11 protein-coding genes are annotated in these 13,233 nt (G+C 59.9%); 6 read left to right on the top strand and 5 right to left on the bottom strand.

Going from position 1 to position 13,233, the window contains the following annotated elements:
- Window positions 1-18: 18 nt before the first annotated feature.
- The 3 genes from xylF to LVW35_RS10640 are packed head-to-tail and all read left to right on the top strand — an operon-like array spanning window position 19 to window position 3,710.
- Complete coding sequence (gene xylF / locus LVW35_RS10650) at window positions 19-1,020, top strand: D-xylose ABC transporter substrate-binding protein (protein WP_233895367.1); 1,002 nt, start codon at window positions 19-21, stop codon at window positions 1,018-1,020.
- 5 nt (window positions 1,021-1,025) lie between these two features.
- Window positions 1,026-2,573 (top strand): D-xylose ABC transporter ATP-binding protein, encoded by a 1,548-nt coding sequence (gene xylG, locus LVW35_RS10645; protein WP_233895365.1) that lies wholly within the window; start codon window positions 1,026-1,028, stop codon window positions 2,571-2,573.
- A complete protein-coding gene (locus LVW35_RS10640; RefSeq protein WP_233895363.1) occupies window positions 2,574-3,710 on the top strand; it encodes a sugar ABC transporter permease in 1,137 nt (378 codons plus the stop codon).
- Between the two features lie 164 nt (window positions 3,711-3,874).
- Here the strand turns inward: LVW35_RS10640 and LVW35_RS10635 are convergent, their stop codons facing one another.
- The gene (locus LVW35_RS10635) at window positions 3,875-4,207 is read right to left on the bottom strand and encodes a hypothetical protein (RefSeq protein ID WP_233895361.1); all 333 of its coding nucleotides are present in this window, start codon (window positions 4,205-4,207) and stop codon (window positions 3,875-3,877) included.
- A gap of 52 nt (window positions 4,208-4,259) precedes the next feature.
- The gene (locus LVW35_RS10630) at window positions 4,260-4,397 is read right to left on the bottom strand and encodes a hypothetical protein (RefSeq protein WP_233895360.1); all 138 of its coding nucleotides are present in this window, start codon (window positions 4,395-4,397) and stop codon (window positions 4,260-4,262) included.
- 209 nt (window positions 4,398-4,606) lie between these two features.
- Here LVW35_RS10630 and LVW35_RS10625 point away from each other — a divergent pair.
- Window positions 4,607-5,982 (top strand): IS3 family transposase gene (locus tag LVW35_RS10625; RefSeq protein WP_442799565.1). Its coding sequence is split into 2 segments (ribosomal slippage): window positions 4,607-5,086 and window positions 5,089-5,982, totalling 1,374 coding nucleotides; the frame shifts between segments, so codons are not numbered across the junction.
- A gap of 116 nt (window positions 5,983-6,098) precedes the next feature.
- Here LVW35_RS10625 and LVW35_RS10620 read toward each other — a convergent pair.
- Window positions 6,099-7,598 (bottom strand): CoA-acylating methylmalonate-semialdehyde dehydrogenase, encoded by a 1,500-nt coding sequence (locus LVW35_RS10620; RefSeq protein ID WP_233895359.1) that lies wholly within the window; start codon window positions 7,596-7,598, stop codon window positions 6,099-6,101.
- A gap of 109 nt (window positions 7,599-7,707) precedes the next feature.
- On the opposite strand from LVW35_RS10620, the gene LVW35_RS10615 reads away from it, so the two are divergent.
- Window positions 7,708-8,646, top strand: a complete 939-nt coding sequence (locus tag LVW35_RS10615; protein WP_233895358.1) for a LysR family transcriptional regulator — start codon at window positions 7,708-7,710, stop codon at window positions 8,644-8,646.
- A 140-nt stretch (window positions 8,647-8,786) separates the two neighbouring features.
- Complete coding sequence (locus LVW35_RS10610; RefSeq protein WP_233895357.1) at window positions 8,787-10,469, top strand: AMP-binding protein; 1,683 nt, start codon at window positions 8,787-8,789, stop codon at window positions 10,467-10,469.
- A gap of 54 nt (window positions 10,470-10,523) precedes the next feature.
- On the opposite strand, the gene LVW35_RS10605 is transcribed toward LVW35_RS10610, so the two are convergent.
- Window positions 10,524-11,798, bottom strand: coding sequence for a glucarate dehydratase family protein (locus LVW35_RS10605; protein ID WP_233895356.1), 1,275 nt, complete (start codon window positions 11,796-11,798; stop codon window positions 10,524-10,526).
- Window positions 11,795-13,156: an MFS transporter gene (locus tag LVW35_RS10600; protein ID WP_233895355.1), complete on the bottom strand. Its 1,362-nt coding sequence runs from the start codon at window positions 13,154-13,156 to the stop codon at window positions 11,795-11,797. The genes LVW35_RS10605 and LVW35_RS10600 overlap by 4 nt, the downstream gene beginning before the upstream one ends.
- Window positions 13,157-13,233 lie beyond the last annotated feature (77 nt).

Here is a 13,233-nt window from a genome sequence, read left to right as displayed (position 1 = left end):
ATAAAAGGACGCACCACCATGAAGTCATTCAAACGTACCCTGCTCGCCACTGCCCTGGCCCTGCTCGCCCTGCCGGCGATGGCCGATTCCGCCCACCCGAAAATCGGCTTCTCCATCGACGACCTGCGTCTGGAACGCTGGTCCCGCGACCGTGACTACTTCGTCGCCGCCGCAGAGAAGCTCGACGCCAAGGTCTTCGTGCAATCGGCCGATGCCAACGAGCAAAAGCAGATTTCCCAGATCGAAAACCTGATCTCCCGTGGCGTCGACGTGATCGTCATCGTGCCGTTCAACGCCACCGTGCTTACCAATGCCGTCGCCGAAGCCAAGAACGCCGGAATCAAGGTGGTGTCCTATGACCGCCTGATTCTCAACGCGGACATCGACGCCTACATCTCCTTCGATAACGAAAAAGTCGGCGAAATGCAGGCCAGCGGCGTGTTGCAAGCGGCGCCCAAGGGCAACTACTTTCTGCTAGGCGGCGCGCCCACCGACAACAACGCCAAGGTGTTGCGCGAAGGCCAGATGAAGGTGCTGCAACCGGCCATCGACAAGGGCGACATCAAGGTGGTCGGCCAACAGTGGGTGAAGGAATGGAACCCCACCGAGGCCCTGAGCATCGTCGAAAACGCCCTGACGCGGAACAACAACAAGATCGACGCCATCGTCGCCTCCAACGACGCCACTGCCGGCGGTGCGATCCAGGCCCTGGCCGCGCAGAAACTGGCGGGCAAGGTGCCGATCTCCGGACAAGACGCCGACCTGGCCGCGATCAAGCGCGTGGTCGACGGCACCCAGACCATGACCGTGTACAAGCCGCTCAAGCTGATCGCAACGGAAGCAGCCAAGCTCTCGGTGCAACTGGCGCGCAATGAGAAACCCACCTACAGCTCGCAATATGACAACGGCAGCAAAAAGGTCGACACCATCCTGCTGACTCCGACGCCGTTGACCAAGGCGAATATCGACCTGTTGGAGAAAGACGGGTTCTATACCAAAGAGCAGATTACCGGGCAGTGACCGTCATGGCCGACTACCTGCTGCAAATGAACGGCATCGTCAAAAGCTTTGGCGGTGTCAACGCGCTGAACGGCATCGATATCCAGGTGCGGCCGGGGGAATGCGTCGGCCTGTGCGGCGAGAACGGTGCCGGCAAATCCACCTTGATGAAGGTGCTGTCGGCGGTGTATCCCCACGGCACCTGGGAGGGCGAAATACTCTGGGAGGGGCAGCCACTCAAGGCCCACTCCATCAGCGAAACCGAAGCCGCCGGTATCGTGATCATCCACCAGGAACTGACCCTGGTGCCCGACCTGTCGGTGGCCGAAAACATCTTCATGGGCCACGAACTGACCTTGCCGGGTGGGCGCATGAACTACCCGGCCATGCTCCACCGCGCCGAAGCGTTGATGCGCGAGCTCAAGGTCCCGGACATGAACGTGGCGCTGCCGGTGTCGCAATACGGCGGCGGCTACCAGCAACTGGTGGAAATCGCCAAGGCGCTGAACAAGAGAGCGCGACTGCTGATTCTCGACGAGCCCTCCTCGGCCCTGACCCGCTCGGAAATCGAGGTACTGCTGGACATCATCCGCGGCCTCAAGGCCAAGGGCGTGGCCTGCGTGTACATCTCCCACAAGCTCGATGAAGTGGCGGCGGTGTGCGACACCATTGCGGTGATCCGCGACGGCAAGCACATCGCGACCACCGCCATGGCTGACATGGACATCGCGAAGATCATCACTCAGATGGTCGGCCGCGAGATGAGCAACCTCTACCCCACCGAGCCGCATGCCGTCGGCGAGGTGATTTTCGAGGCACGCAACGTCACCTGTCATGACGTCGACAACCCCAAGCGCAAGCGCGTGGACGATGTGTCCTTTGTGCTCAAGCGCGGGGAAATCCTCGGCATCGCTGGGCTGGTCGGCGCCGGGCGTACCGAACTGGTGTCAGCATTGTTCGGCGCCTACCCCGGCCGCTACAGCTGCGAGGTGTGGCTGGACGGCGAGGTGATCGATACGCGCACGCCACTCAAATCCATCCGCGCCGGGCTCTGCATGGTGCCCGAAGACCGCAAGCGCCAAGGCATCATCCCCGACTTGGGCGTGGGCCAGAACATCACCCTGGCGGTGCTCGACACTTATGCGCACATGACCCGCATCGACGCCGAAGCCGAACTGGGCAGCATCGACCAGCAAATCGCGCGCATGCACCTCAAGACCGCCAGCCCGTTCCTGCCGATCACCAGCCTGTCCGGCGGCAACCAGCAAAAGGCCGTGCTGGCAAAAATGCTGATGGCCAAGCCCAAGGTGCTGATCCTCGATGAGCCCACACGGGGTGTGGACGTGGGCGCCAAGTATGAGATCTACAAGCTGATGGGCGCGCTGGCTGCCGAGGGGGTGTCGATCATCATGGTCTCGTCGGAATTGGCAGAAGTGCTCGGGGTGTCCGACCGCGTGCTGGTGATCGGCGACGGTCAGTTGCGCGGCGACTTCATCAACGAGGGGCTCACCCAGGAACAGGTACTCGCCGCCGCGCTCAGCCAACACAACAATAATGATCGGAAGACCGCGTAGATGAATCAGGTCAAACACCTTTTCACCCGCTACAAAATGCTCGCCCTGGTCATCGCCGTGGCGGTGATCTGGGTGTTTTTCAGCTGGCAGACCGAGGGTGGGTTCCTCACGCCGCGCAACCTGTCCAACCTCCTGCGGCAGATGTCGATCACCGGAATATTGGCGTGCGGCATGGTATTGGTGATCATCAGCGGCGAGATCGATTTGTCGGTGGGGTCGTTGCTGGGGTTGCTGGGTGGGCTGGCGGCGATCCTGGATGTGGTTTATCACATTCCGCTGCTGGCCAACCTGAGCTTGGTAGCGTTGTGCGGGTTGATGATTGGCTTGGCCAACGGCTACATGACGGCCTATCTGCGCATCCCGTCGTTCATTGTCGGCTTGGGTGGGATGCTGGCGTTTCGCGGGATCCTGCTGGGGATTACCGGCGGCACCACCATTGCACCGGTTTCGCCGTCGCTGGTGTATGTGGGCCAGGGGTATCTGCCGCATTCGGTGGGTATCGGGCTGGGCGTGCTGTTGTTTGCGCTGACGGTTTTTCTGACCTGGAAGCAGCGGCGCAACCGGGCGTTGCATGGTCTGGCGGCGCACTCGTTCGCACGAGACCTGGTGCGCGTGGCGGTGATCGGAGCCGTACTGGCCGGGTTTGTCACGACCCTCAACAGCTACGACGGAATTCCCGTCCCCGTCTTGCTGCTGCTGGTTTTATTGGGCGTATTCAGCTACGTCACCAGCCAGACCGTATTTGGGCGTCGTGTGTACGCGGTCGGCAGCAACATGGAAGCCACACGCCTGTCGGGCATCAATGTGCAGGCGGTGAAACTGTGGATCTTCGGCATCATGGGCGTGATGTGCGCCCTCGCCGGTTTGGTCAACACGGCTCGCCTGGCGGCCGGCTCGCCGTCAGCGGGGAACATGGGCGAGTTGGATGCCATCGCCGCGTGTTTTATCGGCGGCACATCAATGCGCGGTGGTTCGGGCACGGTGTATGGCGCGTTGCTCGGGGCATTGGTGATCACCAGCCTGGACAATGGGATGTCGATGCTGGATGTGGACAGCTACTGGCAGATGATCGTGAAGGGCAGCATCCTGGTGCTGGCAGTGTGGGTGGATGTGAGTACGCGCACAGGCAGACGCTGACAACCTCACTTGCCCAACAACACGCCCCCTCCTCCATCTACCCCAAGGGGGGGTGCACATCGATTTTCGGTTCCATCGGCGGCCTGACCTCATCTATACATGAGGTCTTGTAAAAAGTGCCGGCCTGCCCGGGCAGGCGGCGTGGTGACGAGGAAGACAGCCGACTAAAAAACGTAACAGCTGCTACGGTCTTCATTCTCATAGCGCCACGACTGGATAATGCCCTCACCCGAGACGAGCACGGAGTATCGACAGTCGCGGATCCAGGTCATGAAGTAGCGCAGGCTGTCGCCCTCCTTCACAACCTGGTCATAGACCTCTTTCTTGTTGACCGGAGACCAATACGAATCGCCACAGCCGCGGGTGCAATCGTCATAGAGGTGGGCATCGAAGCGCGTGCCGACAAACGCATTCATACCGTCCGTCCATGCCGAATAAGACGGCGCACAACCGGCCAGCAACGTGCACAACAAGGCGATACCCATGATTGCTTTCAAAGCGTTCTCCAAGGGACGGGGGCAGGGATCCATTCCATGCATGGAAAGTCATTTATCGTGACGCAGGGCGGGTTTCATCTACTTTATAAGCCGAAATCAGCATGTAGATGGCGACCAGCAACAAGTACACCAGCGTCAGGACAGTCAACCAGAACACGCCGTATCGGGCCAAATACACGTCAAGGCTCAACGTAGCATTTCCCTATTGTTGACTTGACTGTGTTCGCTCGCTGGGTGAGCGTGCCAAGTTCCTCTAAGTAGAGCAAGCACCCCGCGCCTGGCGCTGGGGCATCTGCTGGAGACGGATTAAAAAAATGTGGGAGCTGGCTTGCCTGCGATAGCGGTGTGAAGTGCGCCCCAGAAGTTGGACACCCATCCAATTCTTGGGGCGTATTTTTCATGAGTAAGTACACGACGCAGTTCAAGCTATCCGCTATTACCACTTTCCTTGAGAAAGGCCGAGGCTTTCGCCGTATCGCCGCTCAATTTCAAATGGACCCTACATTGCTTCGTCGCTGGGTCGAGGCGTATCGATTGCACGGTGAGGCCAGTTTGAGCACCACCGGCCAACGTTACTCCGCCTTGTTCAAGTTCTCCGTCCTACAACGCATGTGGCGTGACTCCCTTTCCTTACGCCGCGCAGCGGCGCTTTTCAATTTGGGTAACTCCACTCAGGTGGGCAGATGGCAGCAGCAGTATTACAGTGGCGGCATTGAAGCCCTGGAGTCAGGGAAAAAAGGACTGTGTACCGTTATGTCTAAGCCACCCATTAAACCACGTAAATCTTCTGCCCCAATCACTGCCCCTGAGCCCGAACACAAGACGTTGCTCGATGAGCTCAAGTATCTGCGCATGGAGAACGCCTACCTAAAAAAGCTTGGGGAGTTAGGCGAGGCAGTGATGAGGCGGGAGAAAGAACAGAAGAAAAAGCCCGATTAGTCAGTGAGCTTAAGCAAGAGTTTTCCTTGAGTGAGTTGCTCAAGCTGGTGAGCCTTGCGCGAAGCACGTACTACTACCAACTCAAAGCGATGGGCGTTGCAGACCGGTTTGCCTCGGTCAAAGCAGCTATCCAGAACCTCCAGAATGAGCATATGGGCTGTCTTGGTTATCGTCGTATGACTTTAGAGCTTCGTAAAGAACGACCACAGATCAACGGGAAAACGGTACGTCGGCTGATGGGGGAGCTGGGTCTGAAATGCACCGTGCGACCAAAGAAATACCGGTCGTATAACGGACCGATGGGAGATGTATCGCCCAATACACTGGCTCGTCAATTCGAGGCTGAGAAACCGAATCAGAAATGGGTAACTGATGTCACCGAGTTCAAAGTGGCTGGCAAGAAGATGTACTTATCTCCAGTTTTAGATTTGTACAACGGCGAGATTGTGGCCTATCAGATGGCCATGCGCCCCCAATATGCTTTGGTGGGCGAGATGTTGGAAAAAGCTCTTCAACGCTTACCTGAGGGGGCTAAGCCTATGCTGCACTCGGATCAGGGCTGGCATTACCGACACTCAAAATACCGAGAGCGACTGGAAAAGGCGGGGCTGGAGCAAAGCATGTCACGCAGAGGAAACTGTTATGACAACGCCACAATGGAGAGTTTTTTCGGCACACTGAAGTCAGAATTTTACTACCGAAAAAACTTCGACAACGTGGAACAGTTGCAAGCTGGGTTGGATGAGTACATCCATTACTACAACTATAAACGAATCAAAGTGAAGCTTGGCGGACTGAGCCCTGTAGCCTATAGGGTCAAGTCCGCTGTAGCCTAACCAACAACTGTCCAACTTTTGGGGCGCACTTCAGTGTATCAGTACTAGATGTGCTGACTGACACCACGCTATCGCGAGCAAGCCCGCTCCCACAGTTGACCGCGTACTGGCTTTAGTTATTTGGAGACCGGCATCGCAAACTCCGCACCCTGCTCAATACTCTCCGACCAGCGCTGCATGATTGACTTCTGTTTGGTGTAGAAGCGCACACCTTCAGTGCCATACGCGTGCATATCGCCAAACAAACTCTTCTTCCAGCCACCAAACCCGTGCCACGCCATCGGCACCGGAATCGGCACGTTGATGCCAACCATGCCCACCTCGATCCGTCGCGCAAATTCACGGGCGATGTTGCCGTCGCGGGTGAAGCAGCTCACGCCGTTGCCGAACTCGTGGTCGTTGACCAGTTTGATCGCTTCGCCAAAGTCATTCACGCGCACACAGGCCAATACCGGGCCGAAGATTTCTTCGCGGTAGATGCTCATCTCTTGGGTCACGTGGTCGAACAGGGTCGCGCCAAGCCAGAAGCCGTTTTCCAGGCCCGCTTCAGAGGGCACATAGTCGCGCCCGTCCAGCAGCAGTTGCGCACCAGCCTGTACGCCTTGCTCGATGTAGCCGCTGATGCGTTCCAGCGCCGCACGGGACACGATCGGGCCCATTTCGGCCTTGAGGTCGCGGCCGTCGGTGATGCGCAGTTGCTTGGCCCGTTCGGTCAAGGCAGCGATGACTTTGTCACCCACATCGCCCACCAGCACTGCCACGGAGATGGCCATGCAGCGTTCGCCGGCACTGCCGTAGGCGGCGCCCATCAGAGCATCGACGGTTTTTTCAATATCGGCGTCGGGCATCACCACCATGTGGTTTTTCGCGCCGCCCAGACCTTGCACGCGCTTGCCGTTGCGGGCACCGGTTTCGTAGATGTATTGGGCAATCGGCGTGGAGCCGACAAAGCTCACGGCCTTGACGTCCGGGTGTTCGATCAGCGCGTCCACTGACTCCTTGTCGCCCTGCACCACGTTGAACACGCCTTTGGGCAAGCCGGCTTCACGCAGCAGTTCGGCCATGAACAACGAGGCGCTTGGGTCGGTCGGGCTTGGCTTGAGGATAAAAGTGTTGCCCGCCGCGATGGCGATCGGGTACATCCACATCGGCACCATCACCGGGAAGTTGAACGGTGTGACACCGGCCACAACGCCCAGGGGCTGGCGCATCGTCCAGTTGTCCATGCCACGGGAAACCTGGTCGGAGTGTTCGCCCTTGAGCAGGTTGGGAATGCCGCAGGCGAATTCGAGGATGTCGATGCCACGATCGACTTCGCCCTGGGCGTCAGTGAAAACCTTACCGTGCTCGGCGACGATGATGCGTGCCAGGTCGTCCTTGCGTTCACGCAACAGGTGCAGGTATTCGAACAGCACGCGGGCGCGGCGGATCGGCGGCGTGTCGGCCCAACCGGCGAACGCAGCCTGGGCAGCGGCAACGGCTTCGCCGACGGTCTGGCGGCTGGCCAGGGCGACGCGGCCGGTCTTTTCGCCGGTGGCCGGGTTGTAGACGTCCTGATAGCGATCATCGCGGGACACGCGCTGGTCGTTGATGTAGTGCTCGATGGTGGTGGTCATGGCAGCAGATCCCAGGTGAGTAGCGTTGGAGCACACGATAGGCTTTCGATTTGTTCCAAACCAGAGCAGAATCCAGAACTTATTGTCCACAATGGCGAACAATAAAATCATGGAAAAGGCTGAGATCGAGGGGCTGTGGACCCATATCCATTGGCTCGCAGTGCTGGAGGAACACGGCACCTACACCGCCGCTGCCGCGCGCCTGGGCGTAAGCAAGTCCGCCGTGAGCCAGCGTATTTCCGACCTGGAAAAAGCCACCGGCACGCAGTTGGTCACCCGCACCACGCGCAGCGTGAGGCTGACCGACGCGGGGCTGTCGTTGACCCGTGAAGTGCGCAGCGCCTATGAGCAGATCGCCCGCAGTTTTTCGTCGGTGCGCGACTCGGTCGGCGAGATTCGCGGGCTGGTACGGCTGACCGCGCCAGTGGCGTTCGCCCGTCAGCAATTGGTGCCGCACCTGTCGGAATTCCTGCAACAGTACCCGCAGGTGCGCATTCAACTGGACGTGTCCGACGCCCTGAGTTCACTGGCCGCCGAAGGCTACGACCTGGCCGTGCGTCACGGCTTCCGGGTGCCGGAAACCCATGTGGCCTGGAAACTGTGCGACACCGGCTCGGTGCTGGTCGCCACCCGCGAATACCTGCAACGCCACGGCGAACCGCGCGACCCCGGCGACTTGTCCACGCACAACTGCCTGTTCTACCCACGCGGCACCGACCAACCCGCCTGGACTTTCGAGCGCGGCGCTAAAAATCTCGAACGCCTCACCGTGCCCATCGCCGGCAGCTTCGCTACCAACAACAGCGAAGCCTTGCGCGACTCGGCGCTCAACCACTTGGGTATCGCCCTGCTTCCGGATTTCAGCGCCCACGCCGCCCTGTCCAGCGGCAAGTTGGTGCAGGTGCTCAAGGGGTGGACGCTCAAAGGCGCATTTGCCGATGACATTTATCTGATTCGGCCGTACTCGCCTCATGTGCCGAAGTCGGTGAGTGCGCTGGTGGGGTTTCTGAAGGAAAAATTGTCGGGAGGGTTTCGCTACATGGGGTGAGGCGCGACACCCATGACTTTTTTGCATAACGCTCCGGTGTTTTTGGCCGTTCTGCTTCGATTTATGCGTGCCTATACTCGGTCCAATCTCTCGGTTCGACCGAGGGCCAGTCCCCACAACAATAATTAAGGACAGCCACCATGACCCAGCCCTTCCTGGCCGCTCGGGATTTTCTGCTCGCTCATCGCACCGACTACGCCACCGCCGTACGGGATTTCCGTTGGCCGCAGCTGGGCGAATTCAACTGGGCCCTGGACTATTTCGACGCCATGGCCGAGGGCAATGCAGCGGATGCGCTGCGGATCGTCGAGGAAGATGGCAGCGAGCAGCGCTACAGCTTCCAGCAGTTGTCCGCGCGCTCCAACCAAGTGGCCAACCACCTGCGCGCCCTCGGCGTGCGTCGGGGGGACCGTGTGCTGTTGATGCTCGGTAACGATGTGGCGCTGTGGGACACCATGCTTGCCGCGTTCAAGCTTGGCGCCGTGGTCATCCCCGCCACAGCCTTGTTGAACCCCGACGACCTGCGCGACCGCATTGAACGCGGACAGGTTCGTCACTTGGTGGTCGGTGAGGCGCATGTGCACAAATTCGCCGGGCTTGCGCAGGGTTGCAGCCGCATCTGCGTGGGTTCGGCACCTGCCGGCTGGGTCGCGCACAACGCCGCGTTTGAGCACGCCGAGCAGTTCGAGGCCGAAGGCCGCACCCTGGCCACCGACCCGATGCTGCTGTATTTCACCTCTGGCACCACCTCCAAGCCGAAGATGGTGCTGCACAGTCACCAGAGCTATCCGGTCGGGCACTTGTCGACCATGTACTGGATCGGCCTGCAACCGGGTGACCTGCACCTGAATATCTCGTCACCGGGTTGGGCCAAGCATGCCTGGAGCTGCCTGTTCGCACCGTGGAATGCCGGCGCCTGCATCTTTATCCATAACGTCGCGCGCTTCAGCGCGCCGGCCTTGCTCAGTGCCTTGGAACGCTACGGTGTGACCAGCCTGTGCGCGCCGCCCACGGTGTGGCGCATGCTGATCCAGGAGGATCTCGCCAGCTACAAATCGCGCTTGAGCCTGCGCGAACTGGTCGGGGCCGGTGAGCCGCTGAACCCGGAAATCATCGAACAGATTCAACATGCCTGGGGCTTGCCGCTGCGTGATGGCTTCGGACAATCGGAAACCACCGCGCTGGTGGGCAACACCCCCGGCCAGTTGCTCAAGCCTGGCTCCATGGGCCGCCCGTTGCCAGGTTACCGGGTGGCCTTGCTCGATCCCGATGGCAACCCCGGCACTGAAGGCGAAGTCGCCCTGCCTCTGGACGTGCGCCCGCTCGGCCTGATGCTGTGCTATGAAGACAGCCCGGAAAAAACCGCCGAGGTCATGCGTGACGGCTACTACCGCACCGGCGACACCGCACAGGTCGACACCGACGGCTACATCACCTTCGTCGGTCGCGCCGACGATGTGTTCAAGGCTTCCGACTACCGCATCAGCCCGTTCGAGCTGGAAAGCGCCTTGATCGAACACCCGGCCGTCATGGAAGTGGCCGTGGTGCCGAGCCCCGATCCGCTGCGCCTGGCAGTGCCCAAGGCTTTCCTGATCCTGGCCCATGACGCCTGCGGCGACGCCGAGCTGGCCCGGCACATCCTGGCGTTCGCTCGCGAACATCTGGCGCCCTACAAGCGGGTGCGGCGTATTGAGTTCGTCAGCGAACTGCCCAAGACCATTTCGGGAAAAATCCGTCGGGTGGAACTGCGCCAGATGGAAGTACTGCGTCGCCAGAGCGAAACGCGGGGCGAACAGGAACACTTCGAAGAAGATTTTGGCTGAAAAAAAGCCCGGCGACACACAGGTGTGTTGCCGGGCAAAGCGAAGCGACCCGCTTCAGAAACGCGGTTTCACAGTCTTCCAATCCGGTTGGTAACGCTGCATCTGTTTCACATCATCGCGCTGGCGTATGCCGCAGTTGAGGTACTGGTCATGCAGCTTGCCCAGTTGGTCGTGATCAAGCTCCAGGCCTAACCCCGGCGCGCGAGTGATCGTCACGCAACCATCGACAATGGGCACCTTGCCGCCCTTGATGACCTCTTCGTCCGGCTCCTGCCAGGGGTAATGAGTGTCGCAGGCGTAATCGAGATTGGGCACCGACGCCGCCACATGGGCCATCGCCATCAGGCTGATGCCCAGGTGTGAGTTGGAGTGCATCGATACGCCCAGGCCGAAGATCTGGCACATTTTCGCCAGCACTTGGGTGTCGCGCAGGCCGCCCCAGTAGTGATGGTCGGCGAGTACGATCTGCACGCTGTTCAACGCCACGCTGCGGCGGAACTCGTCAAAATCGGTGACCACCATATTGGTCGCCAGGGGCAAGCCGGTGCGTTTATGCAACTCGGCCATGCCTGACAGGCCAGGGGTCGGGTCTTCGTAATACTGCAGGTCGTCGCCCAGCAGCTCAGCCATGCGAACCGAGGTTTCCAGGGACCAGTTGCCATTCGGGTCGATGCGCAGCGGCAGGCCGGGGAAAGCCGTTTTCAGCGCCTTGATGCAACGCACCTCATGTTCCGGTTCCAGGGCGCCGGCCTTGAGCTTGATGCTTTTGAAACCATAGGTTTCGATCATCCGGCGGGCCTGTGCGACGATCTGCTGTTCGTTGAGCGCTTCTCCCCAACTGTCGGGCCTGTAGGGCGAGTCGATGTGTTCGGCGTACTTGAAAAACAGGTAGGCACTGAACGGAATCCGGTCGCGGATCGCCCCACCGAGCAAGTCCACCAGCGGCACATTCAAGGCGTGGGCCTGCAGGTCGAGCAAGGCCACTTCGAACGCCGAATAGGCATTGCTCACCGCCTTGCTGGCGTGGGAACCCGGCGCCAGTTCGGCGCCGCTGAGGCTCGCGGGTTTATGCGCGGCCACCGTGGCCTGGACGATCGCACGCAGCCCGTTCAGGTTGAAAGGGTCCAGGCCGATCAGTTGTGGCTGCACCTGTTGCTGGATCGCCAACGCCGGGGCATCACCATAACTTTCGCCCAGGCCGATATAGCCGGTGTCACTCTCGATCTCAATGATCGAGCGCAGTGCGAAGGCTTCATGGATACCGCTGGCGTTGAGCAGCGGTGGGTCGCGAAAGGCAATCGGTGTGACGGTCACGCGGATGATTTTCAAGAGGTTGCTCCCTGTGGGCGTGGACGAGAAGCGTGCTGATGTGTAGTGGGTGTGGGGGGCACGGTGCCGCGTGGTGTGGTGCGCGCAAAAAACACCACCACCGCCGCCAACAGCGAGGTAGCGGCCAGTCCATACAGCCCGCCTTCGATGGAGCCGGTGGTCTGCTCCAGCAAACCAAAGGTGGTAGGGGCAACAAAGCCTCCCAGGTTGCCGACTGAATTGATCAAGGCAATCACCGCCGCGGCGATCCGCGCATCCAGATAACCCTGGGGGATCGGCCAGAACAAGGCCGAGGCGGCCTTGAAGCCGATCGCGGCAAAACAGATGGCGACAAAGGCAAACACCGGCCCGCCGGTGGTGGACATGAACATGCCGAACGCGGCGATCACCAGCATCAATGCAACCCATGCCTGCTGGTGCTTCCACTTGGCGGCCAGGGCAGCAAAACCGTACATGGCGACGATGGAAATCAACCAGGGAATCGAGTTGAACAGCCCCACTTGGAAGTCGCCCAGGTCGCCCATTTTCTTGATCATGCTGGGCAGCCAGAAAGTGGCGCCGTAAATGGTCAGGGCGATGGAAAAGTAAATAAAGCAGAACAGCGCGATTTGTCTGTCGGCGAGCAACTTGAACATCGAGGGCCGGACAGTCCGGACGGCTTCACGCGCCAGCTGTTCCGCCTCGATGGCACTCACCAACGCGTGTTTTTCCTCTGCGCTGAGCCACGTCGCCTGATCGGGACGGGACTGCAACCAGAACCATACAAAGCCACAGAGCACGATCGAGGCAAACCCCTCAATCAGAAACATCCACTGCCAGCCATGCAGGCTAAAACCATTGATGTGCAGCAAGGCCCCCGACACCGGGCCGGAAATCACTGAGGCAATCGCAGAACCGCTGAGGAAAATCGCCATGGCCTTGCCGCGCTCGGAGGCCGGCAGCCATTGGGTGAAGTAGTAGATGACACCGGGGAAAAACCCCGCTTCGGCAGCGCCAAGGACAAAGCGCAGGATATAAAAACTGGTTTCACCTTTGACGAAAGCCATGGCCATCGCGGCCGCGCCCCAGGTGAACATGATGCGCGTCAGCCAGGCCCGTGCGCCGTAGCGCTGCAGCAGCAGGTTGGACGGCACTTCAAAGATCGCGTAGCCAATGAAGAACAAACCGGCACCGAGGCCGTAGGCGGCCGCGCCAATGCCCAGGTCGATCTCCAAATGGCTGCGCACAAAGCCAATGTTGACCCGGTCGATGTAGTTGACGATGAACATCACCACAAATAACGGCAGTACATGACGCTTGACCTTGGCGGCCGCACGAACGAGCACGGTCGGGTCTGGCGGATTCTGAACAGTGTCCAAGGGCTACTCCCAATCATTGTTTTTTTAGGGACGCGTTGATCATGGACGCCGGGCATTGATCCCGTCTAATCTAACTT

The organism is Pseudomonas sp. HN11 (assembly GCF_021390155.1).
GTDB lineage: Bacteria > Pseudomonadota > Gammaproteobacteria > Pseudomonadales > Pseudomonadaceae > Aquipseudomonas.
The sequence above is the reverse complement of the archived record's forward strand: the minus strand, read 5'-3'. Positions and strand labels throughout refer to the sequence as shown.